The following is a 22,704-nucleotide window of genomic DNA, read 5'->3' on the forward strand; positions in this document are numbered from 1 at the left end:
GCGGGTCTCAGGCGCCGGGCGCGTCGTCGGCGAGCGGCTCGGCGTCGTCGCCCCAGCCGTCGGCGGCGGCGTCGGCCACGCCACCGCCCTCCCCGAGCCCGATGCGGTCGAGCGGGCGGCACACGCGCCGGCGCAGCGCACGCAGGCGGTCCGACGCCTCCATCGCGGCGACGACGGCCTGCGGATTGGTCATCAGGGCGAACGGGTTGCTCACGACACGCGGGCTGTGCATCACGACCTCCGACGATGTCACCAACGGTGTGAATGAACTCTAGGCGTGACGCGCTCGCGCGCGCAGTCGGCCAGCGCCCAAGGATCGTGTCGGATTTCTTCCGACACGCCGGCGCGCGCGCCGCTCAGCGGCCGGTGGGCGCGGCCAGCTGCCGCGCGAGCGCCTCGCGGCCGGCTTCGCGCGCGAAGTCGGCGGCGTCGAGGTCGCGCTGGTTGCGCAGCCGGCGGTCGGCGCCGCGCTGCAACAGCAACGCGACACTGCGCTCGCTGCCGTAGCGCGCGGCCATCATCAGCGGCGTCGTGCCGTTGGGGCTGCGCGCATCGACGGGCGCGCCGCGGTCGAGCAGCAGTTCGACGGCCTGCGGCTCGGGGCCGGTGGCGGCGTAGTGGATCGGCGACCAGCCTTCCTGGTGCACGCGCGCGCCGCGCTCGAGTAGGCGGCGCATCCAGCCGACCTGGCCGCGCAGCGCGGCCATCATCAGCGGGGTCTCGCCGACGCCGTTGACGGCGTCGACCTGCAGTTGCGGATGCGCCCACAGCGCTTCGGCCACCGCCGGCGCCGGCTGGCGCAGCGCGAGGAAGAACGCCACCTGGCCTTCCGGGTTGCGGCTGTTGGGGTCGAAGCCGCGCTGCAGCAGCGCGGTGACGGTGCGCGCGTCGTCGCGCTCGAGGGCCGCGAAGAAGTCTTCGTAGGCGCCGGCTCTGGCGATCGAAAACCATGCCGCCAGAATCAACAGAGCACAGAATTTAAAGTGATACTTTAACTTCATCGTGTCACCCCTGCGTGCGCCGGCAAACCAAAGAGGCGCTCGAAATTGGCGCTCGTGACGGCCGCGACGTGCTCGACGCTCACCCCCCGCTCGGCCGCGAGCCGCGCCGCGACGTGCGGCACCAGCGACGGATCGTTGACCTTGCCGCGGTGCGGCACCGGCGCGAGATACGGGCTGTCGGTCTCGATCAGCAGGCGGTCGTCGGGCACGAAGCGCGCGACGGCGCGCAAGTCGTCGGCGTTGCGGAACGTCACGATGCCCGAGAACGAGATGTAGAAGCCCATCTCGAGCGCGGCGCGCGCAACCTCGGCCGTCTCGGTGAAGCAGTGGAACACGCCGCCGGCGGCGTCGCCGCCCTCCTCGCGCAGGATCGCCAGCGTGTCGGCGCTGGCGCTGCGCGTGTGGATCACGAGCGGCTTGCCGCTGGCGCGCGCGGCGCGGATGTGCACGCGGAAGCGCTCGCGCTGCCACGCCATGTCGGCGACGGTGCGCTCGCCGAGGCGGTAGTAGTCGAGCCCGGTCTCGCCGATCGCGACGACGCGCGGCCGCGCGGCCAGCGCGAGCAGGTCGTCGACCGACGGCTCGCGCACGCCCTCGTTGTCGGGATGCACGCCGGCGCTGGCCCAGAAGTTGTCGTAGCGCAGCGCGAGCGCATGCACGGTGTCGAATTCCTCGAGCGTCGTGCAGATCACGAGCGCGCGGTCGACGTGCGCGGCGGCCATCGCCGCGCGGATCGCGTCGATGCGCCCGTGCAGTTCGGGAAAGCTCAGGTGGCAGTGCGAGTCGGCGTACATCGGGAAGGGGGCCGGCGCGGCGGCGCGGCATCACCTCGGGGACACCCCGCCCGCGCGGGGTTCAGAGCGTCTGCGTCGGCTTGTTCGACGAGATCATCGTGCCGAGCAGTTCCTCGATCTTGAGCTTCAGCAGCCGCGTCTTCTCGTCGCTGGGGAAGCGCACGCCGACACCCTGCGTGCGCCCGCCCGACGCGTTGGCCGGCGTGATCCAGCCGACCTTGCCGGCCACCGGGTAGCGCTGCGGATCGTCGGGCAGCGTGACGAGCAGGTACACGTCGTCGCCGAGGCGGTACTCGCGCGTCGTCGGCACGAACAGTCCGCCGTCGGTCATCACCGGGATGTAGGCGGCATACAGCGCGCTCTTGTCGCGGAACACGAGCTGGATCACGCTCGGCCGCGCGGGCGAGCCGGCGGGAGCCAGTGCACCGGGGCGGGTCGGGGCGGGATCGTTCATCGAGCGGCGAGTGTAGCGGTGCCTGCCCGGCTGCGCGGCGCCGAGGTCGTGAAGCAGCCGCGGCCCTGCGCGACGAGCGACTCGATCAGCAACGGCGCGTGCCAGGGGTGCTCGGCGTGGCGCGCGACGCGCTGCAGCGTCTTCGCCCACGCCGCCAGCGCCGGCATCGACGCCCCGCCCGGCAGGCTGTCGGCGGGAAAGAAGCGCGGTGCGGCACCTGCCCCGACGACGAGCAGGTCGTGCGCGAGCTTGTGCAGCACGTCGACGACCCGCTCGACGCTGCAGCCGGCGAACACGCCGGCGTCGCCGCGCGCCACCGCACCCGGCACACGCTGCCAGCGCTCGGCGTCGAAGCCGTCGGCGCGCAGCGCGAGCACCTCTTGCGGACGCCCGCCGGCGGCGGCGAGCAGCACGTCGGCGCCGGCCACCCCCTGCGACTGCAGCCACGCCAGCGCCGCGTCGCGCGCGGGCAGCGCGAGCGCGATGCGCTGGCAGCGGCTGCGGATCGTCGGCAACAGTGCGTCGGGGTCGGCGCAGGTCAGCAGCAGCCGCACGCCGGCGGGGGGCTCCTCGAGTGTCTTGAGCAGCGCGTTGGCGGCCACCGCGTTCATCGCCTGCGCCGGGTGCAGCACGAGCACCTTGCCGCGTCCGCGGGTGGCGGTCGTGCGCGTCCAGTCGATCACCTGGCGCACCTCGTCGACGCGGATCTCGCGGCTGGGCTTGCCCTTGGCGGCCTTGACAGCGCCGTCGTCGGCCTCGTCGTCGCTGGCGGCGGCCGCCGCGCCGAGCGCGTCGCGCAGCGCCGCGGGCACGAGCATGCGCAAGTCGGGATGGGCATGCGAGGCCAGCAGCCGGCAGCCGGCGCACTGCCCGCACGGACGCGGGCCGGACTCGGCCTCGCACAGCCCGTGCTGCGCCAGCGCCAGCGCCAGTTCGAACTGGCCGACGCCTTCGGGACCGTGGATCAGCAGCGCGTGCGCGCGCAGCGCGGCCGCGCGCTCGAGCGGCGCGGCCAGCCACGGCAGCAGCGGCGGTGCGGCGCTCACCCGAGCCGCTCCGTCGCGGCGCGCTCGACACGCGCCCACACGGCGGCGAAGTCGCCGTCGGCGGCGATGCGCACGAAGCGCGCCGGCGACTGCGCCGCGCGCGCCGCGTAGCCGTCGCGCACGCGCGCGAAGAACGCCGCGTCCTGGCGCTCGAAGCGGTCGGGTGCGCGCGCCGCCGCGCGCCGCTCGGCGGCGACGGCCGGGTCGAGGTCGAACCAGAACGTCAGGTCCGGCTGGCGCCCGGGGTGCACCCAGCCCTCGAGCGTGCGCAGCACGTCGAGGTCGAAGCCGCGCCCGCCGCCCTGGTAGGCGAAGGTCGCGTCGGTGAAACGGTCGCACAGCACGGTGGCGCCGCGCGCGAGCGCCGGCTCGATCGTCGTCTGCAGGTGGTCGCGGCGCGCGGCGAAGACGAGCAGCGTCTCGGTCAGCACATCCATCGGCCGGTGCAGGATCAGCTCGCGCAGCGCCTCGGCCAGTTCGCTGCCGCCGGGCTCGCGCGTGAGCACGACGTCGTGGCCGCGCGCGCGCAGCCACTGTTCGAACGCCGCGAGGTGTGACGACTTGCCGGCACCGTCGATGCCCTCGAACGTGATGAACAGGCCGCGCGGCATGGAAGGCGAAATCCCTCAGCGCTGCCCGCGCTGGTAGCGGTTGACGGCGCGATTATGGTCTTCGAGCGTCTCGCTGAAGACGCTCGAGCCGTCGCCGCGCGCGACGAAGTACAGCGCCCTCGTCGGCTCGGGGTTCACCGCCGCGCGCAGCGACGCGAGCCCCGGCATCGCGATCGGCGTCGGCGGCAGCCCGGCGCGCGTGTAGGTGTTGTACGGGCCGTCGGTCTCGAGGTGGCGGCGCGTCAGGTTGCCGTCGAACGCCTCGCCGAGCCCGTAGATCACGGTCGGGTCGGTCTGCAGCCGCATGCCGATGCGCAGCCGGTTGACGAACACGCCGGCGACGAGGCGCCGGTCGGCCTCGACGCCGGTTTCCTTCTCGACGATCGACGCGAGGATCAGCGCCTCGTCGGGCGACTTCAGCGGCAGCCCGTCGGCCCGTGCCGCCCACGCGGCGTCGAGGTGGCGCTGCATCGCCGCGTGCGCGCGCTTGAGCAACGTCAGGTCGCTGACGCCGCGGCTGTACAGGTACGTGTCGGGAAAGAACCAGCCCTCGGCGGGCTTGCCCGGCGCACCGATCGCCGCCATCACGTCGGCGTCGCTCAGGCCGGCGATCGTCGGGCGCAGGTTCGGCGCGGCGGCGAGAGCGGCACGGAACTGGCGGAAGGTCCAGCCCTCGATCAGCCGCACGGCTTCGAGCACCTCGTCGCCGCGCACCATCTTGTCGAGCAGCTCGCGCGGCGTGACACCGGTGTGGACCTCGTAGCTGCCGGCACGGATGCGCGGTGCGTCGCCCGACCAGCGGAACCACTGGTACAGCAGTTCCGGCGAGGTGCGCACGCCGGCGTCGACCCAGGCCTGCGCGACGGCGCGCGGCGAGGTGCCGCGCTCGATCGACACCTCGACGACCGGCTGCGCGAGTGCCAGCGGCCGCTGCAGCCACCAGGCCGCGATGCCGGCCGCCGCGGCGGCGAGCAACGCAGGCACGGCCAGCGCGACGAGCAGCCAACGCCACCTCATGCGCGCCCCGCGCCGACGCCCCTGCCGATCGTGTGCCCCATTGCGGCTGATGATAATCGTCGCCATGACGACCACCGTCTCGCCCGCCGCTGCCGTGCTGCCGATGCCGTCGATCCCCGCCGACGGCGCCGTCGCGCTGACGCACTGGGGCCTGATCTCGGCACAAGGCGCCGACGCGGCGCACTTCCTGCACGGCCAGCTGACGCAGGACGTCGAGCACCTCGACGACGGCAATGCGCGGCTGGCCGGCTACTGCTCGGCCAAGGGTCGGCTGCTGGCGACGTTCGTCGTCTGGCGCCCGCAGCCCGAGGAGGTGTTTCTCGCGTGCAGCGCCGACGTGCTGCCAGCCACGCTGAAGCGGCTGTCGATGTTCGTGCTGCGCGCCAAGTGCAAGCTCGCCGACGCCGGCGCCGCGTGGCGGCTCGTCGGGCTGGCCGGAGCGTCGGCGCTCGCGTGGGCCGGCGCGGCGTGGCCCGCGGCACCGTGGCGCGTGGCCGAAACATCCGCCGGGCGGCTGATCCGCCTGCCCGACGCCGCCGGCAGCGTCCGCGCGCTGCTCGTGCAGCCGGCCGGCGACGCGCTGCCGGACATGCCCGCGCTGCCGCTCGCGCAGTGGCAGGCGCTCGAGGTCGCCAGCGGCGTGCCCATCGTCACTGCGGCGACGGTCGAGCAGTTCGTGCCGCAGATGGTCAACCTCGAGCTCGTGGGCGGCGTGAACTTCCAGAAGGGCTGCTACCCCGGCCAAGAGGTCGTCGCGCGCAGCCAGTACCGCGGCACGCTCAAGCGCCGCGCCTTCCTGTGGCGCAGTGACGCGCCGGCCGCGGCCGGGCAGGAGGTGTTCGCCGCCGACGACCCGTCGCAGCCGGCCGGGATGGTCGCCAACGCCGCGCCGCTGCCCGACGGCGGCCACCTCGCCCTCGTCGAGGTCAAGCTCGCCGCGCTCGAGCAGCCGCTGCACCTCGGCGCGCCCGACGGGCCGGTGCTGCAGCGCGTCGCGATGCCTTACGCCGTCGCCGAGCCCGGCTGAACGCCACGATGCCGGCCGCGCCTGCGTCGTCGGCCCCCGCGGGCCGGGCGCTGTTCGTCTACTACCGCGTCGAAGCGGACCACCTCGTGGCGACCGTCGACGCGGTGCGTGCGATGCAGCAGCGGCTGCGGCGCGACCACCCGGGCCTGCGGGCCGAGTTGTGGCGCCGTCCGCCGGTCGCGGGCCAGCCGGTGACGCTGATGGAAACCTACGCCGCGCAAGACGGCGTCGACGATGCGCTGGCCGCGGCGATCGAAGCCGCCGCGCTCGCGCTGCCCCCCGGGCGTCTCGGCGAGCGCCACGTCGAGGTGTTCGAGCCGGCGCGCTGAGCGCGTCGTCAGCCGGCCGTCGCCGGCGGCGCAATGAGCTTGGCCATCGCGACGTGCGCGATCCCCGCCTCATCGAACGGCTCGCCGCGCACCGCGAAACCCTGGCGACGGTAGAAGCCCTCGGCGCTGCGCTGCGCATGCAGCAGCACCTCGCCATCGCCGCGCTCGCGCGCGACGGCCACCAGCGCCTCGAGGATCGCCGCGCCGATGCCCGCCCCGCGCATGTCGTGGCGCACCGCCATGCGCCCGATCTTGGCCACGCCGGGCGAATGCTCGAGCAGCCGCCCGGTGCCCAGCGCCATCCCGAAGCGGTTGTAGGCCACCGCGTGCACCGCGTTGGCGTCGGCGGCGTCCCACTCGACTTCGGCCGGGATCTTCTGCTCGTCGACGAACACCGCGGTGCGCAGCGCCTGCGCCTCGCGGCCGAGCTCGTCCCAGGTGCCGGTGCGCACGTCGAGCACCGGCTCGCCACGCTCGAACGCGTCGAGCGCGGCGCGCAGCTGCGCCGGCACCGGCTGCGAGGTCTGCGTCGACGGGTCGGCGAAGACGTAGACCAGCTCGCCCGACACCAGCAGCTCGTCGCCGCGGAACACGCCGCCCGTGAACTGCATCGACGAGTTGCCGATGCGCGCGCAGCGCAGGCCCACGTCGAGGCGGTCCTCGTAGTGCGCCGACGCGTGGTACTCGAGCGTGGCCTTGCGCACGTAGAGGTCGCCTTGCAGCAGCGCCATCGTGTCGTGATACGGCAGCGCCATCGCGCGCCAGTAGCCGGCCACCGCGGTGTCGAAGTACATCAGGTAGTGGCCGTTGAAGACGATCTTCTGCATGTCGACCTCGGCCCAGCGCACGCGCAGGGTGTCGAAGAAGCGGAAGTCGCGGCGGGTCGTCATCGGGGGGGTCTCCAGGCGTGGCGCAGGGCGTCGGCGGCGAACTGCTGGGCGGCGGGCGCCTCCTTCAGCACGCGCCCCATTTTGATGAAGTCGTGCGTGACGCCGCGCACGAGGTCGAGCTCGACCGCCACGCCGGCCGCGCGCAGGCGGTCGGCGTAGGCCAGCCCCTCGTCGACCAACGGGTCGCACTCGGCAAGGATCACGCACGCCGGCGCAACGCGCTCGAGGTCGTCGGCCAGCAGCGGCGCGAAGCGCCAGTCGTGGCGCTGGTCGCGGTCGATGTATTGGTCGAAGAACCACTCGATCGTCGCCGCGTCGAGCAGGTAGCCGTGGCCGAACAGCCGGTGCGACGGCGTCTCGGGCGCCGGCGCGGTGCCGGGTGTGATCAGCAGCTGCAGCGCCAGCGGCAGCGCGTGGTCGCGCGCGAGGATCGCCGCCACCGCGGCCAGCGTGCCGCCGGCACTGTCGCCGCCGACGGCCAGCCGCGCCGGGTCGAGGCCGAGCCCGGCCGCGTGCGCGGCGAGCCACTGCAGCGCCGCCCACGCGTCGTCGACCGCGGTCGGGAAGCGGTGCTCGGGCGCGAGCCGGTAGTCGAGCGCGAGCACCGCACCACCGCTGCGCTGCGCGAGCTCGCGGCACAGCGCATCGTGCGTCGGGAGGCTGCCGATCACGAAACCGCCGCCGTGCAGGTACAGCAGCGCCGGCAGCGGCGCGTCGCCCGGGGCCGGCGCGTACAGCCGCGCCGGCAGCGGCGTGCCGTCGGCGGCGGGAACCGTCAGCGCCTCGACGCGCGGCAGCGTCGGGCGCGGCGGCTCGAGCACCTCGGCGGCGGCCTCGTAAGCGCGGCGCGCGTCGGCAACGCTCATCGCATGCCACGGCGGGCGGTTCGCGCGCCGGATGCGCTCGAGCAGGCCGGCCATGACCGGCGTCAGCAGGTGGGTCGACACGGGCGGCAGTGGCGTGGCAGGGGCGTGAAGCATACTCACCGCCCTGCCCTGCCTGTTGCGACCGCGATGGCCACGATCCTCTACCTCACGCAGATCCACCTCGACTTCGGCACCGTGCAGCTGCTGCCCGCCGAGTGCGCGCGCGTCGGCATCCGCAAGCCGCTCGTCGTCACCGACGCCGGCGTGCGCGCCGCGGGCGTGCTGGCGCAGGCGCTCGCGCCGCTCGCCGATGTGCCGCACGCCGTGTTCGACGGCACGCCGTCGAACCCGACCGAAGCCGCGGTGCGCGCCGCCACCGCGCTGTACCGCGAGCAAGGCTGCGACGGCCTGATCGCCGTCGGCGGCGGTTCGAGCATCGACCTCGCGAAGGGCGTCGCGATCGCGGCGACGCACGACGGCCCGCTCGTGACCTACGCGACGATCGAAGGCGGCAGCCCGAAGATCACCGAGCGCGTCGCACCGCTGATCGCCGTGCCGACCACCGCCGGCACCGGCAGCGAAGTCGCGCGCGGCGCGATCCTGATCGTCGACGACGGGCGCAAGCTCGGCTTCCACAGCTGGCACCTGGTGCCGAAGGCGGCGATCCTCGACCCGGCGCTCACGCTCGGCCTGCCGCCGATGCTCACGGCCGCCACCGGCATGGACGCGATCGCGCACTGCATGGAGACGTTCATGGCCCCGGCCGTCAACCCGCCCGCCGACGGCATCGCGCTCGACGGCCTCGAGCGCGGCTGGGCGCACCTCGAGCGCGCGACGAAGGACGGCGGCGACCGCGACGCGCGCTGGAACATGATGAGCGCGAGCATGCAGGGCGCGATGGCGTTCCAGAAGGGGCTCGGCTGCGTGCACTCGCTCAGCCACAGCCTCGGCGGCGTGAACCCGAAGCTGCACCACGGCACGCTCAACGCGATGTTCTTGCCGGCGGTCGTGCGCTTCAACGCGCAGGCCGAGTCGATCCGGCGCGAGCGCCGGCTGCAGCGCATGGCGCACGCGATGGGGATCGGCTCGTGCGACAGCGCCGGCACCGAGGTCGCCGAGGCGATCCGCGAGATGAATGCGCGCCTCGGGCTGCCGCGAGGACTGGCAGCGATGGGCGTCACGCGCGACGTGTTCGAGCGCGTGATCGATGGCGCGATGGCCGACCACTGCCACAAGACCAACCCGGTGATCGCGACGCGCGACGACTACCGCGCGATGCTCGAGGCGTCGCTGTAGCGCCGGTTCGGGTGCGCTCAGAACCGCATCAGCGCGACGGCGCCGAGCGCCCATGCCGATTCGCGGGGCGACGCAGCGTCGGCGCGCGGCCAGAAGTGGCCGACGGTGAACTGGCCGATCAGCCAGTCCCGGTACAGCGGCTGGGTCCAGCGCAGTCGCAACCCGTAGTCGCCGACGGCGGCGTCGCTGGCCGTCTTGCCGCTGACCAGCGCCTCGGCGGCCAGTTCGCGGTCGGTGCCGAAACTTCGATACGTCCCGACGAGGCTCGACCACTCGAAGCCCTCGCTGCGCTGCGTGACGGTGCCGCCGTTGAGCCAGCGCACCTCGAGCCGCGGCGACAGCGCACGGGTGAAAGCCAGCGCCGTCGTCGAGCCGAAGCCATCGACGTCGGTCCAGAACACGGTCTCGCGCACGTCGAGGCGCAGCGTCTCGCCAAGTGCCCACGCGTTCGCGTAACGCGCCTGCGCATAGACCTCGAACGCGCTGCGCAGACCGGCACGCAGCTCGATGCGGTCGCTCAGCGGCACCGCCAGCCCGGCGAAGTACGACGACCGCTCGGTGTCGGCCAGCGTGCGCTCCTGGCGCGCGAACGCCGACGGCTTGTCGGTCACGACGTCGCGCTCGACGTCGCGTCCGAGAAAGGCATACGCGCGCTCGCGCAGGTTCGGCAACTCGAAGCGGGCATCGAGCCGTACCGACACGTCGAAACCCTCGTCGCGCCGCCAGCTGGTGCGCAGTTCGAGGCGGCCCTGCTCGACCTTGCCGCCGTCTTCGAATGGCCGCTCGCCGAACCAGCTGTCGATGCCACGCGCCAGCCCCACCGTCGCCGAGCGCGCCCAGGCACGCAACGCCTCGAGCCCGCCGGGCGCCGCTGGCGCCACGGCGTCGGCCGTATCGGGCGCGGCGAGCGCCGCGCTGCAGGCGGTCAGCACGAGTGCGCAGGCGACGGGCAGGCGGGTCGGCGGCAAGGCGAGGCGGGCAGGATCGGGACGGTCGGGAGGTCGCGCCCGTACTGGCCGGTGGCGAGAACGGTCCGGAGTATGCCGCCGGGTCACCGGACGGCGAAACCGCGACGCCGCCACGAAAAAAAAGAAACCCGGCCGCACCGCAGCCGGGTCGCGTCACCACCGCTCGGCAGTCACCGAGGCCGGTCGCCGAGCACAGGGGTCAGTGGAACTGCTCTTCCTCGGTCGAGCCGGTCAGCGCCTTCACGCTCGACGAGCCGCCCTGGATCACCGTGGTCACGTCGTCGAAGTAGCCCGCGCCGACCTCCTGCTGGTGCGACACGAAGGTGTAGCCCAGCTCGCGCGCCTTGAACTCGGGCTCCTGCACCTGCTCGACGTAGTGGCGCATGCCCTCGCCGCGCGCGTAGTCGTGCGCGAACTTGAAGGTGTTGAACCAGTTGATGTGGATGCCGGCCAGCGTGATGAACTGGTACTTGTAGCCCATCGCCGACAGTTCGTCCTGGAAGCGCGCGATCGTCTTGTCGTCGAGGTTCTTCTTCCAGTTGAACGACGGCGAGCAGTTGTACGACAGCAGCTTGCCCGGGTACTTGGCGTGGATCGCCTGCGCGAACTCGCGCGCGAAGCCCAGGTCCGGCGTGCCCGTCTCGCACCACACGAGGTCGGCGTAGGCCGCGTAGGCGACGCCGCGGCTGATCGCCTGCTCGAGGCCGTTGCGGACGCGGAAGAAACCTTCCTGCGTGCGCTCGCCGGTCAGGAACGGCTTGTCGTTGGCGTCGTGGTCGCTCGTCAGCAGGTTGGCGGCCTCGGCATCGGTGCGCGCCAGCACGATGGTCGGCACGCCCATCACGTCGGCGGCGAAGCGCGCGGCGATCAGCTTCTCGATCGCCTCCTGCGTCGGCACGAGCACCTTGCCGCCCATGTGGCCGCACTTCTTCACCGCGGCGAGTTGATCCTCGAAGTGCACGCCAGCGGCGCCGGCCGCAATCATGTTCTTCATCAGCTCGAACGCATTGAGCACGCCGCCGAAGCCGGCCTCGGCGTCGGCCACGATCGGCAGGAAGTAGTCGATGTAGCCCTTGTCGCCGGGGCCGATGCCGCGGCTCCACTGGATCTCGTCGGCACGCTTGAAGGTGTTGTTAATCCGCCGCACCATCGTCGGCACCGAGTCGTAGGCGTACAGCGACTGGTCCGGGTACATCGTCTCGCTGGTGTTGCCGTCGGCGGCGACTTGCCAGCCCGACAGGTACACCGCCTCGAGCCCGGCCTTGGCCTGCTGCATCGCCTGGCCGGCCGTGATCGCGCCGAATGCGTTGACGTAGCCCTTCGCGGCTTCGCCGTTGATCAGCTTCCACAGCTTCTCGGCGCCACGCTTGGCCAGCGTGTATTCGATCTGCACCGAGCCGCGCAGACGCACGACATCGGCAGCGCTGTAGCCGCGCTTGATGCCTTTCCAGCGGGGGTTCTCGGCCCAGTCCTTTTCGAGGGCGGCGATTTGTTGTTCACGGGTGAGGGTCATGGGGCTCTCCTGCCAAGGGTCAATCGGTGGCACAAGCGTAGCCGCGACCGGCCTCGGCGCGAAGACTTATGTCTTATAGAAGACAAAAAAATAAACTCTTGAGAATCAATGATTTGCGCATTTCATTGCATGCAGCGAAACAGTAGTTTCGGAAAGTGAAACGCGATGCTGCAGCGCCGCATCGCGTTCTTTCGTATTGCGAAACACTGATGCCGCGATGCGGCAAATCGTCAGCGCGGCGGCAGCGCCGCGGCCCACCACCGCGCGTAGAGCCGGTCGGCCAGCGCCTGCTGCGCGCGCAGCAAGCCTTCGGCGCCGGCGCGCATCAACTCGCGCGCCTGCACCGTCGCGTGCCGAGCTGCGAGCGCGGGATCGACCTCGTCGGCCCAGCGCTGCAGCTTCTCGGCGTCGAGCTCGACGTGGAACTGCATCGCCAGGTGCGGCCCGATCGCAAACGCCTGATGGCGGCACGCCGCACTGCCGGCCAGCGGCACCGCACCTGCCGGCAGCTCGAAAGCCTCGAAGTGCCACTGGAACACCGTGACCGGGCCCGCGGCGCCGAACCAGTCGACAGCGGCGTCATGCGCGTGCACGTCGATCGTGGACCAACCGATCTCGGGCGCTGGCGACGTCGCCACGCGGGCCCCCAAGGCACGCGCCATCAGCTGGCCGCCCAGGCAGTGGCCGATCACCGGCCGCTGCTTGGCCATCGCGTCGAGGATCAGCCGCTCGGCGTCGCGCAGACTGGGCAGTGGGTCGTTGGCGCTCATCGAGCCGCCGAGGATCGCGAGCGCCGCGTGGTCGTCGACCGACGCGGGGTACGCGTCGCCGGCCTGCGTGTTGCGCACGTCGGTCGCGATGCCGCGCTCGCGCAGCCACTGCAGCAGATACGCCGGGCCGTCCTGGTGTTCGTGCTGCAGCACCAGCACCGGCTTCATGCAGCGACCTCGGCGAGGAAGTCGTCGAGCGCCTGCGCGACGGCGGCGACGTCGTCGGCACCGGCCATCGGCGGCACGAGCAGCATGTTGTGGAACGGCGTCACGAGCACGCCACGGTTGAGCAGGAACAGGTGCAGCGCGCGCTCGAGCGCCTCGTCCATCGCCGCGCGCGCGGCCGCGGCGTCGTTGGGCGGCTGCGGGCAGAACTGCAGCTCCATGCGCGCGCCCAGCCGCGTCACGCTCCACGGCAGCCCCCGCCGCTGCACGACGCCTTCCAGCGCCGCCTGCAGCGCCGCGGCGGTGGTCTCCATGCGCGCGTAGGCGTCGGCCGTCATCACGTGCTCGAGGCTGGCCTGCAATGCAGCGAGCGCGAGCAGGCTCGCCGACAGCGTCGTGCCAATGCCGGAGTGCCCTTCCGGCGCCGCATCCTTGGCCGCCATCATGCGCCGCGCGAGGTCGTCGGTGACGCCGTAGACCGCGCACGGCACGCCGCCGGCCACCGCCTTGCCGACGATGACGGCATCGGGCGCGAGCCCGTGCACGCGCGCGTAGCCGCCCAGGCCGCTGCTGACGGTGTGCGTCTCGTCGAGCACGAACAGCGCGCCGTGCCGCCGGCAGCTGGCCTGCACCGCGTCGAGGAATCCCGGCGCCGGCGGCACGAGGCCGCAGTTGGTCAGCGCCGGCTCGGTCAGCACGCACGCGACGTCGCCGCGCGCGAGCGCCGCGTCGACGGCCGCCGCGTCGTTGAACGGCACGACGACGGTGCCCAGCGCGAGGTCGTGCACCTGCCCGAGCAGGCTCGCGCGCGTGAGCGTGCGCCCGTCGCCGGCCATGTCGACGAGCGTGTCGTCGACGGTGCCGTGGTAGCAGCCGTCGAACACCAGCACCTTGCGCCGGCCGGTGACGGCGCGTGCCCAGCGCAGCACGAAGCGGTTGGCGTCGCTCGCGCTGAGCGTGACCTGCCAGCGCGGCAGTCCGAACACGCGCTGCAGCGCCTCGCCGACCGCGGCGAGCATCGCGCCGGGCAGCATCGCGGTCAGCCCGCGCGCGGCCTGCGCCGCGACGGCCTGCGCGATGGGCGGCGGCGAGTGGCCGAACATCGCGCCGGTGTCGCCGAGGCAGAAGTCGACATAGGCGTGGCCGTCGACGCAGTGCACGCGGTGGCCCTGCGCATGCTCGACGAACAGCGGGTGCGGCAGCGCCCAGTCGCGCATCCAGTGCAGCGGCACACCCCACAGGAAGTGCGGCGCGCTCGCCGCGGCCAGCGCGGCGCTGCGCGGGTGCGTGTCGACGTAGCGCCGGCGTTCGCGCTCGTGCAGCGCGCGCAGGCGCTGCGGGTCGGGGACGGGGGGCGTGCTTATCATCGGCCGACGATTGTGTCCGAGCGCGCTTCGCGCCCCTGCCATGACGAGTTTCGCGTTCCTGTCCGACAGCGGCTTCCTGAAGGCCGGCCCCGCGACCGACCAGCCGTATGCCGTGGCCGGCATCGCGTGGGACGGCTCGACGACGAACCGCCCCGGCGCGCGCTTCGGGCCGCGCGCGATCCGCGAGGCGAGCCACATGCTGTGCGACGCGACGCACCCGTGGTTCGACGTCACGCCGCTCGGCCGCGTCGGCGACGCCGGCGACCTGCCGCTGCCCAACACCTCGCTGGCGGCGATGCGCGAGGCGCTCGCGCCGCTGGCCGACGCGCTGGTGCGCCGCCACCACATGGTGTGGCTCGGCGGCGACCACAGCATCACGCTGCCGCTGCTGCGCGCCTACCGGCGCTGGCTCGGGCGGCCGCTGGCGGTGGTGCACTTCGACGCGCACTGCGACACCTGGCGCGACCACTTCGGCGAGCCGAGCGGCCACGGCACCTGGGTCTACGAGGCGATCGCCGAGGGCCTCGTCGTGCGCGAGTGCTTCACGCAGCTGGGCATCCGCTCGGCCGGCGAGCGCGAGGCGCGCGAGTACGTGCGCGACCAGGGCGGGCTGATCTACACCGCACGCGACCTGCGCGGCCTCGAGAGCCCGGCGCAGCTCGCGCCGGTGCTCGACGCGATCGGCGCACGGCTGGCCGGGCACGGGCAGCCGCCGCTGTACGTCAGCCTCGACATCGACTGCCTCGACCCGGCGTTCGCCCCCGGCACCGGCACCCCCGAGCCGGGCGGTCTGAGCACCAACCAGGTGCTCTCGCTGCTCGAAGGACTGGCCGCGCACCACTGCGTCGGCATGGACTGCGTCGAGGTCGCGCCGCCGTACGACCACGCCGAACTGACGAGCTACGCGGCAGCGAACTTCGTCTGGACCTACCTGTGCGGCCAGATCGCCGGCCGGAACGCGCGCTGAACCGTCGTCCGGTTTGACCTCGCGCAAGTCTGACCCTGCTTGCGCCACAAGAATGGGGGCCAACCCGCAAGGAGTGGCGCCATGACCCCGACCCCTGCCCGCGCGACCCCATCCGCCCGTCCATCACGCCCCGGCGTGGTGCCTGCCGACGGCTTCGAGGTGCTCGACGAGGCGCATCGCGCCGTGGTGGCGCACCTCGGCCTGCTCGCCGAGCTGATCGATCGCCTCGACCGCCACGGCATCGACGCGCGGGCCAGCGAGCTGGCGCGCGACATCGCCGCCTTCTTCAACGGCCACGCGCGCGACCACCACGCCGAGGAGGAGCGCCGCGTGTTCCCGGGCCTGCTGGCCGACGGCTCGGAGGAACTCGTGCAGCACGTTCGCCGGCTGCAGCAGGACCACGGCTGGCTCGAGGAGGACTGGCTCGAACTGGCGCCGCAGCTCGACGCGGTGGCCAACGGCTACAACGGGTACGACCTCGCGCTGCTGCAGCACGCGCTGCCGGTCTTCACCGAGCTGTACCGTGAGCACATCGCGCTCGAGGAGTCGCTGATCTACCCCGAGGCCAAGCGCCGCCTCGCCGCCGCGCAAGCCGCTGCGCGACAGCGCCTCGGTGAGACGCCGCCGACCGGCACATCGCCGGCCTAGACCGGCAGCGCCGTCGTGCGCTTGACGGTGCGCAGCACGAGCATCGAGTTCGAGCGCGCCACGCCCGGCAGCCGCATCAGCACCTGCGTGTGGAAGCGCTCGAGGTCCTCGGCGTCGCGGTACGCGAAGCGGATCAGGTAGTCGTTCGAGCCGGCCACGTAGTAGCAGTCGAGCACCTGCGGCTCGTCGCGCACCGCCTGCTCGAAGGCCTCGAGCAGCGGCGTGTTCATGCTCTCGAGGTTGATGATCGTGAAGCTGGTGCCGTGCTGGCCGACCGCCTTCGGGTTCAGCAGCGCGACGTAGCGCGCGATGACGCCGGCGTCCTCGAGCTGCTTGACGCGCCGCAGGCACGCCGACGGCGACAGGTGCACGCGCTGCGCGAGCTCGACGTTGGTGAGCCGGCCGTCGTCCTGCAGCTCGCGCAGAATCGCGCGGTCGATCGCATCGAGTTGCGCCGGGAAGGCGGGGTTTCGCATTTTTTGTCCCACGTGACGGTTTGGTTCGCATCTTATGCGAAGGCTCGGGGTCCGCACGGGCCCGTTCCGCAAGCACATTGCGCCTGCGGCTGTCTAGACTGGCACTTGCTTCGGGCCGACACGGGACACCCCGAGGCTGCGTCGCACGAGGAGCACCCCCCATGAAGCAGGACATGGACGCCTACTGGATGCCGTTCACCGCCAACCGGCAGTTCAAGAAGGCGCCGCGCATGCTGGCGAAGGCCGCCGGCATGCACTTCTGGACGCCCGAGGGGCGCGAGATCCTCGACGGCGTGGCCGGGCTGTGGTGCGTCAACGCCGGCCACGGGCGGCCCAAGATCGTGCAGGCCATTGCCGAGCAGGCCGCCGAGATGGACTACGCGCCACCGTTCCAAATGGGCCACCCGAAGGCGTTCGCGCTCGCCAAGCGGCTCGTCGAGCTGACGCCGCCGGGGCTCAACAAGGTCTTCTTCACCAACTCGGGCTCCGAGGCGGTCGAGACGGCGCTGAAGATGGCGATCGCCTACCACCGCGTGCGCGGCGAGGGCCAGCGCACGCGGCTGATCGGGCGCGAGCGCGGCTACCACGGGGTCAACTTCGGCGGCATCTCGGTCGGCGGCATGGTCGCCAACCGCAAGATGTTCGGCACGCTGCTGGCCGGCGTCGACCACATCCGCCACACGCACGACCCGGCGCGCAACGCGTTCAGCGTCGGCCAGCCGGCGCACGGCGCCGAGTTCGCCGACGACCTCGAGCGCCTCGTCGCGCTGCACGACGCGAGCACGATCGCCGCCGTGATCGTCGAGCCGGTGGCGGGCTCGACCGGCGTGCTGATCCCGCCGGTGGGCTATCTGCAGCGGCTGCGCGAGATCTGCGACCGCCACGGCATCCTGCTGATCTTCGACGAGGTCATCACCGGCTTCGGCCGCACCGGCCAGCCATTCGGCGCGCAGACCTTCGGCGTCACGCCCGACATCATGACGGTGGCCAAGGGCATCACGAACGGCGCGGTGCCGATGGGCGCCGTGTTCGTGAAGCAGGCGATCCACGACGCCTTCATGCAGGGCCCCGAGCACCTGATCGAGTTCTTCCACGGCTACACCTACTCGGCGCACCCGCTGGCCTGCGCGGCCGGGCTGGCCACGCTCGAAACCTACGCCGACGAAGGGCTGCTGACGCGCGCATCGCAGCTGCAGGGCTACTTCGCCGACGCGCTGCACTCGCTCAAGGGCCTGCCCCACGTGATCGACATCCGCAACATCGGGCTCGTCGGCGGCATCGAGCTCGAGCCGATCCCGGGCGAGCCGACGAAGCGCGCATTCGGCGTCTTCCTCGACTGCTGGGAACGCGGCGTCCTGATCCGCACCACCGGCGACACGATCGCGCTGAGCCCGCCACTGATCATCGAGAAGTCGCACATCGACCGGCTGGTGGACACGATCGCCGGCGCGCTCCAGCGCGCCGCCTGACCCCCGACCGCCATCACCGACCCGACCCCGAGGGCCTGCCTAGCGCGTACCGTATGCCGCTGCTCGACGCCGACCGCGAACTGACCCGTCACTCGTACTACGCCGCCACGGCGTCGCGCGAAGCGCCCTTCCCCACGCTGCAAGGCGACGTCCGCGCCGACGTCGCCGTCGTCGGCGGCGGGCTCGCGGGGCTGAGCGCGGCGATCGAGCTGCACGACCGCGGCTTCGACGTCGTGCTGCTCGAGGCGCAGGACGTCGGCTGGGGCGCGAGCGGGCGCAACGGCGGGCAGGCGATCCACGGGCTGGCGTGCGACCAGGAGGTCATCGAGCAGCAGCTCGGTCTCGAAGAGGCCAAGCGCGTGTGGGCGATGTCGATCGAGGCGCTGGACCTGATCCGCCAGCGCATCGCGCGCTTCGCGATCGACTGCGACTGGCGCGACGGTTATCTCGGCGTCGCGACGAACGAGCGCAAGGCGCGCGAGCTGCGCGCCTGGGTCGACCGCATCGCGTCGGTGTACGGCTATGCGCAGACCTGGATCGAGCGCGCCGACCTGCCGAACTGGATCGCGAGCCCGCGCTATGCCGCCGGCGCGTACGACCCGCGCTCGGGCCACCTGCACCCGCTGAAGTACAGCCTCGGGCTGGCCAGCGCCGCGGCGCGGCTGGGCGTGCGCATCTACGAGCGCAGCGCGGTCACTGCGCTCGAGACGGGCGACACGGTGCGGCTGCGCACCGCGCACGGCCACGTCAGCGCGCGCAGCGTGCTGCTCGCGGGCAACGTCTACCTGCAGCAGTTCGCGCCGGCGGTGGCGCCGCAGCTGGCCGCGCGCATCATGCCCGTCGGCACCTACATCGTCGCGACCCGGCCGCTGGGCGCCGAGCGGGCGCGCGCGCTGATCCCGTGCGGTGCGGCGGTGTGCGACACCAACTTCGTGCTCGACTACTTCCGCACGAGCGCCGACCACCGGCTGCTGTACGGCGGGCGCGTCAGCTACAGCACCGCGACGCCGATGAACCTCGCCGCGAGCATGCGCCGGCGCATGCTGCGCACCTTCCCGCAGCTCGACGGCGTCGAGGTCGAGCACGCGTGGGGCGGCTTCGTCGACATCTCGATGAACCGCGCGCCCGACTTCGGCCGTGTCGGCGCCAACGTCTACTACCTGCAGGGCTTTTCGGGCCATGGCCTGGCGCTGACCGGGCTCGCCGGCAAGCTCGTCGCCGAGGCGATCGCCGGCGACGCCTCGCGCTTCGACACCTTTGCGCGCCTGAAGCACCGTCCGTTTCCGGGCGGGCGGCTGCTGCGCATGCCCGCACTGGTGGCCGGCATGGCGTGGTACCGGCTGCGCGACCTGTTCTGAGCCGGCCTGTCACGCACACTGCCACACCGACTGTCATGAGCTCCGACCGCCTTCCCGTCGTGCTGGTGCCCGCGTGCAACCGCGTGCTCGGGCACCACCCGTTCCACATCGCCGGCCAGAAGTACGTCGACGCGGTGCGCCTGGCCGGGTGCCTGCCGCTGGTGGTGCCCAGCGCCCGCGACGCCGAGCTGGCCACGCTGCTCGCGCTGGCCGACGGCGTGCTGCTGACCGGCTCGCCGTCGAACGTGCATCCGCAGCACTTCGACGAAGGCGTGCACGACCCGTCGCTGCCGCTGGACACCGCGCGCGACGCGTGGACGCTGCCGTTCATCCCGCAGGTGCTCGCGCGCGGCATTCCGCTGCTGGCGATCTGCCGCGGACTGCAGGAGACCAACGTCGCGCTCGGCGGCACGCTGCACCAGGCGATCCACCGGGTGCCCGGCTTCGCCGACCACCGCGCCGACGACGACGCCCCGGTCGACGTGCAGTACGGTCCGGCGCACGAAGTCGTCGTCGAACCCGGCGGGCGTCTCGAAGCGCTGCTGCCGCTGCGGCGCTTCGCGGTCAACTCGCTGCACGGCCAGGGCGTGAACCGGCTCGCACCCGGGCTGCGCATCGAGGCGCGCTCGCCCGACGGCGTCGTCGAGGCGTTCTCGACGACCGACACCCCCGGCTTCGCGATCGCGGTGCAGTGGCATCCGGAGTGGCAGGCGGCGAGCAACCCGGTGTCGATGGCGCTGCTGCGCGCGTTCGGCGACGCGTGCCGCGCCTACCGCGACCGGCGCAGCGGGCCGGGGTCGTAGCGACGGCCACCGCCACGCCCCGCAGCGGCCGCCGCCGGCGGCCCGAAACCGACACAGGTGTTCCCATGGCCAACCGCAAAGACTTCACGTTCGCCGACCTCGAGCACTGGCTCAACCAGAACCGCGTCACCGAGATCGAGTGCCTCGTGCCCGACCTCACCGGTGTGGCGCGCGGCAAGATCCTGCCGCGCGAGAAGTTCAACGAGGACCGCGGAATGCGGCTGCCCGAGGTCGTCGTCGCCACCACGGTGACCGGCGTCGCGCCGACCGAGGGGCCGTTCTTCGACATCATCAGCCCGACCGACCACGACATGCACCTGCGCCCCGACCCCGGCACGGTGCGCATCGTGCCGTGGGCCACCGACCCCACCGCGCAGGTCATTCACGACTGCTACGATCGCGAGGGGCGCCTGATCCCGTTCGCCCCGCGCTCGGTGCTCAAGCGCGTGTGCGACCTCTACGCGTCGGCGGGCTGGAAGCCCGTCGTCGCGCCCGAGCTCGAGTTCTACCTCGTCGCGCGCAACACCGACCCCGACGTGCCGCTGAAGCCGCCGATCGGGCGCAGCGGCCGCGCCGAGACGTCGCGCCAGATGTACTCGATCGACGCCGTCAACGAGTTCGACCCACTGTTCGAGGACGTCTACGACTACTGCAACAAGATGGACCTCGGCGTTGACACGCTGATCCACGAGATCGGTGCCGGGCAGATGGAGATCAACTTCTTCCACGACCACCCGCTGCAGCTCGCCGACGAGGTGTTCTTCTTCAAGCGGCTGCTGCGCGAGACGGCGCTGCGCCACGACATGTACGCCACCTTCATGGCCAAACCAATCGCCGGCGAGCCGGGCAGCGCGATGCACGTGCACCAGAGCATCACCGACCTGGCCACCGGGCGCAACCTGTTCAGCGACCGCGACGGCCACGCGAGCGACTTCTTCCGCTGGTACATCGGCGGCCTGCAGCGCTACATCCCGTCGTGCATGGCGCTGTTCGCGCCCTACGTCAACAGCTACCGGCGGCTGACTCGCTACACCGCCGCACCGATCAACATCCAGTGGGGCACCGACAACCGCACGGTGGGCATCCGCAGCCCCGTCGCGCCGCCCGAAAACCGGCGCGTCGAGAACCGCGTGATCGGCGCCGACGCGAACCCCTACGTCGCGCTCGCCGCGACGCTGGCCTGCGGCTGGCTCGGCATCCAGAAGCGCATCGAGCCCACCCCCGAGTGCAAGGGCGACGCCTACCTCGGCGACTACCAGCTGCCGCGCAGCCTGAGCGAGGCGCTCGAGAAGCTGCGCCGCGAGGAGGACCTGGCCGAGGTGCTCGGCGAGGCGTTCATCACGATCTACACCGAGGTCAAGGAGATCGAGTACGCCGAGTTCATGAAGGTGATCTCGCCTTGGGAGCGCGAGCACCTCCTCCTCCACGTCTGAACCGGGAGACCGTAATGAATGCCGTCCTCGCCCCGCGCCGCGAGCGCACCACCGCCGAGTGGCAGGCTGCCGATGCCGCCCACTTCCTGCACCCGTTCACCGACTTCCAGTCACTGGCCCGCAAGGGTGCGCGCATCATTACGCGCGCCGACAACATCTACCTCTGGGACAGCGACGGCCACAAGATCCTCGACGCGATGTCGGGCCTGTGGTGCGTCAACGTCGGCTATGGCCAGCGGGCGCTCGTCGATGCGGCGACGCGGCAGCTGCAGGAGCTGCCGTTCTACAACGCGTTCTTCCAGACCGCGACGCCGCCGGCGATCGAGCTCGCCGAGCTGCTGTCGGAAGTGACGCCGCCGCAGTTCAACCACGTGTTCTTCAGCGGCTCGGGCTCCGAGGGCAACGACACCGTCGTGCGCATGGTGCGCCGCTACTGGGACCTCCTCGGGCAGCCCGAGCGTCAGGTCATCATCAGCCGCAGGAACGCGTACCACGGCTCGACGATGGCCGGTGCGTCGCTCGGCGGCATGAGCGCGATGCACGCGCAGGGCGGGCTGCCGATCCCCGGCATCGTGCACATCGAGCAGCCGCACTGGTTCGAGCTCGGCCGCCCGCAGGGCCTGTCGCGCGACGAGTTCGGCCGCGTCGCCGCCGGCTGGCTCGAGCAGAAGATCCTCGAGGTCGGCCCGGAGAAGGTCGCCGCCTTCATCGGCGAGCCGGTGCAGGGCGCCGGCGGCGTTATCGTGCCGCCCGAGACCTACTGGCCCGAGATACAGCGCATCTGCGACAAGTACGGCATCCTGCTCGTGTCGGACGAGGTGATCTGCGGCTTCGGACGCACCGGCCACTGGTTCGGCTGCGAACGCTTCGGCACACGCCCCGACCTGATGACCTTCGCCAAGGGGGTGACGAGCGGCTACATCCCGCTCGGCGGCGTGATGGTCGGCGACCGCGTTGCCGACGTGCTGATCCGCCAGGGCGGCGAGTTCACGCATGGCTACACCTACTCGGGCCACCCGGTCGCGTGCGCGGTGGCGGTCGCCAACATCCGCCTGATCCGCGAGCTCAAGCTCGTCGAGCACGTGCACGACGACGTGGGCCCGTATCTTGCAAGCGTGTTCGCGACGCTGGCCGAGCACCCTCTGGTCGGCGAAGCGCAGACCTGCGGACTGATGGGCGCACTGCAACTGGTCAAGGACAAGGCGAGCGGCACGCCGTTCCCGGCCGAGCTGGAGGTCGGCATGGTGTGCCGCGGCCACTGCTTTTCCAACGGCCTGATCATGCGCGCCGTCGGCGACCGCATGATCATCGCGCCGCCGCTGGTCATCACGCGCGCGCAGATCGACGAGATGGCCGCGCTGATCCGCCGCTGCCTCGACCTCACGCTGGCCGACGTGCGCGGCCGCGGCTGGCTGTGACGCTCCCCGGATTCGGTG

At 72.1% G+C, this 22,704-nt stretch carries 24 protein-coding genes; 10 read left to right on the forward strand and 14 right to left on the reverse strand.

Going from position 1 to position 22,704, the window contains the following annotated elements:
- Positions 1 to 7: 7 nt before the first annotated feature.
- From DRV96_RS02360 to mltG, 7 genes are all read right to left on the reverse strand, one after another.
- Positions 8 to 232, reverse strand: a complete 225-nt coding sequence (locus DRV96_RS02360) for a hypothetical protein (RefSeq protein ID WP_119287470.1) — start codon at positions 230 to 232, stop codon at positions 8 to 10.
- Between the two features lie 124 nt (positions 233 to 356).
- Positions 357 to 1,001, reverse strand: a complete 645-nt coding sequence (locus DRV96_RS02365; RefSeq protein WP_119287271.1) for an ankyrin repeat domain-containing protein — start codon at positions 999 to 1,001, stop codon at positions 357 to 359.
- Entirely contained in the window at positions 998 to 1,795 is a 798-nt protein-coding gene (locus DRV96_RS02370; protein ID WP_119287274.1) for a TatD family hydrolase, read from the reverse strand. Before DRV96_RS02370 ends, DRV96_RS02365 begins: the two co-directional genes overlap by 4 nt.
- A gap of 61 nt (positions 1,796 to 1,856) precedes the next feature.
- Positions 1,857 to 2,249 carry a PilZ domain-containing protein gene (locus DRV96_RS02375; RefSeq protein WP_119287276.1) on the reverse strand — a complete coding sequence of 131 codons (393 nt, stop codon included), beginning with the start codon at positions 2,247 to 2,249 and terminating at the stop codon, positions 1,857 to 1,859.
- Positions 2,246 to 3,295 carry a DNA polymerase III subunit delta' gene (gene holB, locus DRV96_RS02380; RefSeq protein ID WP_119287278.1) on the reverse strand — a complete coding sequence of 350 codons (1,050 nt, stop codon included), beginning with the start codon at positions 3,293 to 3,295 and terminating at the stop codon, positions 2,246 to 2,248. The genes DRV96_RS02375 and holB overlap by 4 nt, the downstream gene beginning before the upstream one ends.
- A complete protein-coding gene (tmk, locus tag DRV96_RS02385) occupies positions 3,292 to 3,906 on the reverse strand; it encodes a dTMP kinase (protein ID WP_119287280.1) in 615 nt (204 codons plus the stop codon). The genes holB and tmk overlap by 4 nt, the downstream gene beginning before the upstream one ends.
- Before the next feature lie 15 nt (positions 3,907 to 3,921).
- Entirely contained in the window at positions 3,922 to 4,923 is a 1,002-nt protein-coding gene (gene mltG / locus DRV96_RS02390) for an endolytic transglycosylase MltG (RefSeq protein ID WP_119287282.1), read from the reverse strand.
- Positions 4,924 to 4,987: 64 nt separating this feature from the next.
- Between mltG and ygfZ the strand changes: the two genes are divergently transcribed.
- Positions 4,988 to 5,950, forward strand: a complete 963-nt coding sequence (gene ygfZ, locus DRV96_RS02395) for a CAF17-like 4Fe-4S cluster assembly/insertion protein YgfZ (RefSeq protein WP_419187031.1) — start codon at positions 4,988 to 4,990, stop codon at positions 5,948 to 5,950.
- An 8-nt stretch (positions 5,951 to 5,958) separates the two neighbouring features.
- On the forward strand, positions 5,959 to 6,279 hold the full coding sequence (locus DRV96_RS02400; RefSeq protein ID WP_119287285.1) for a DUF4936 family protein: 321 nt from the start codon (positions 5,959 to 5,961) through the stop codon (positions 6,277 to 6,279).
- A gap of 8 nt (positions 6,280 to 6,287) precedes the next feature.
- On the opposite strand, the gene DRV96_RS02405 is transcribed toward DRV96_RS02400, so the two are convergent.
- Positions 6,288 to 7,169, reverse strand: coding sequence for a YbgC/FadM family acyl-CoA thioesterase (locus tag DRV96_RS02405; RefSeq protein ID WP_119287287.1), 882 nt, complete (start codon positions 7,167 to 7,169; stop codon positions 6,288 to 6,290).
- Entirely contained in the window at positions 7,166 to 8,089 is a 924-nt protein-coding gene (locus DRV96_RS02410; RefSeq protein ID WP_119287474.1) for an alpha/beta hydrolase, read from the reverse strand. The genes DRV96_RS02405 and DRV96_RS02410 overlap by 4 nt, the downstream gene beginning before the upstream one ends.
- Positions 8,090 to 8,182: 93 nt before the next feature.
- Here DRV96_RS02410 and DRV96_RS02415 point away from each other — a divergent pair, with 93 nt between their 5' ends.
- The gene (locus DRV96_RS02415) at positions 8,183 to 9,331 is read left to right on the forward strand and encodes an iron-containing alcohol dehydrogenase (protein ID WP_119287289.1); all 1,149 of its coding nucleotides are present in this window, start codon (positions 8,183 to 8,185) and stop codon (positions 9,329 to 9,331) included.
- A 17-nt stretch (positions 9,332 to 9,348) separates the two neighbouring features.
- Here DRV96_RS02415 and DRV96_RS02420 read toward each other — a convergent pair whose 3' ends face one another.
- The 4 genes from DRV96_RS02420 to DRV96_RS02435 form a co-directional block, all read right to left on the reverse strand.
- On the reverse strand, positions 9,349 to 10,299 hold the full coding sequence (locus tag DRV96_RS02420; protein ID WP_119287291.1) for a hypothetical protein: 951 nt from the start codon (positions 10,297 to 10,299) through the stop codon (positions 9,349 to 9,351).
- A 199-nt stretch (positions 10,300 to 10,498) separates the two neighbouring features.
- Positions 10,499 to 11,812, reverse strand: a complete 1,314-nt coding sequence (aceA, locus tag DRV96_RS02425) for an isocitrate lyase (protein ID WP_119287293.1) — start codon at positions 11,810 to 11,812, stop codon at positions 10,499 to 10,501.
- A 230-nt stretch (positions 11,813 to 12,042) separates the two neighbouring features.
- Complete coding sequence (locus DRV96_RS02430) at positions 12,043 to 12,750, reverse strand: type 1 glutamine amidotransferase (RefSeq protein ID WP_119287295.1); 708 nt, start codon at positions 12,748 to 12,750, stop codon at positions 12,043 to 12,045.
- Positions 12,747 to 14,114, reverse strand: a complete 1,368-nt coding sequence (locus DRV96_RS02435) for a transaminase (protein ID WP_119287297.1) — start codon at positions 14,112 to 14,114, stop codon at positions 12,747 to 12,749. The genes DRV96_RS02430 and DRV96_RS02435 overlap by 4 nt, the downstream gene beginning before the upstream one ends.
- A gap of 40 nt (positions 14,115 to 14,154) precedes the next feature.
- Here DRV96_RS02435 and speB point away from each other — a divergent pair, with 40 nt between their 5' ends.
- Complete coding sequence (speB, locus tag DRV96_RS02440; protein ID WP_119287299.1) at positions 14,155 to 15,081, forward strand: agmatinase; 927 nt, start codon at positions 14,155 to 14,157, stop codon at positions 15,079 to 15,081.
- A gap of 81 nt (positions 15,082 to 15,162) precedes the next feature.
- Complete coding sequence (locus tag DRV96_RS02445; RefSeq protein WP_119287301.1) at positions 15,163 to 15,729, forward strand: hemerythrin domain-containing protein; 567 nt, start codon at positions 15,163 to 15,165, stop codon at positions 15,727 to 15,729.
- Here the strand turns inward: DRV96_RS02445 and DRV96_RS02450 are convergent.
- Positions 15,726 to 16,205, reverse strand: a complete 480-nt coding sequence (locus tag DRV96_RS02450; RefSeq protein ID WP_119287304.1) for an Lrp/AsnC family transcriptional regulator — start codon at positions 16,203 to 16,205, stop codon at positions 15,726 to 15,728. The two genes, DRV96_RS02445 and DRV96_RS02450, sit on opposite strands and share 4 nt — an antisense overlap.
- A 161-nt stretch (positions 16,206 to 16,366) precedes the next feature.
- Here DRV96_RS02450 and aptA point away from each other — a divergent pair, with 161 nt between their 5' ends.
- The 5 genes from aptA to DRV96_RS02475 all read left to right on the forward strand — a co-directional run bounded on the left by aptA (position 16,367) and on the right by DRV96_RS02475 (position 22,686).
- Positions 16,367 to 17,674, forward strand: a complete 1,308-nt coding sequence (gene aptA / locus DRV96_RS02455) for an omega-aminotransferase AptA (protein ID WP_119287306.1) — start codon at positions 16,367 to 16,369, stop codon at positions 17,672 to 17,674.
- Between the two features lie 53 nt (positions 17,675 to 17,727).
- Complete coding sequence (locus tag DRV96_RS02460) at positions 17,728 to 19,032, forward strand: NAD(P)/FAD-dependent oxidoreductase (protein ID WP_119287308.1); 1,305 nt, start codon at positions 17,728 to 17,730, stop codon at positions 19,030 to 19,032.
- Between the two features lie 35 nt (positions 19,033 to 19,067).
- Complete coding sequence (locus DRV96_RS02465; protein ID WP_119287310.1) at positions 19,068 to 19,835, forward strand: gamma-glutamyl-gamma-aminobutyrate hydrolase family protein; 768 nt, start codon at positions 19,068 to 19,070, stop codon at positions 19,833 to 19,835.
- A 65-nt stretch (positions 19,836 to 19,900) separates the two neighbouring features.
- Positions 19,901 to 21,268: a glutamine synthetase family protein gene (locus DRV96_RS02470; RefSeq protein ID WP_119287312.1), complete on the forward strand. Its 1,368-nt coding sequence runs from the start codon at positions 19,901 to 19,903 to the stop codon at positions 21,266 to 21,268.
- A gap of 14 nt (positions 21,269 to 21,282) precedes the next feature.
- The gene (locus tag DRV96_RS02475) at positions 21,283 to 22,686 is read left to right on the forward strand and encodes an aspartate aminotransferase family protein (RefSeq protein ID WP_119287314.1); all 1,404 of its coding nucleotides are present in this window, start codon (positions 21,283 to 21,285) and stop codon (positions 22,684 to 22,686) included.
- Positions 22,687 to 22,704 lie beyond the last annotated feature (18 nt).

The organism is Azohydromonas sediminis (assembly GCF_003574675.1).
Classification (GTDB): domain Bacteria; phylum Pseudomonadota; class Gammaproteobacteria; order Burkholderiales; family Burkholderiaceae_C; genus Calidifontimicrobium; species Calidifontimicrobium sediminis.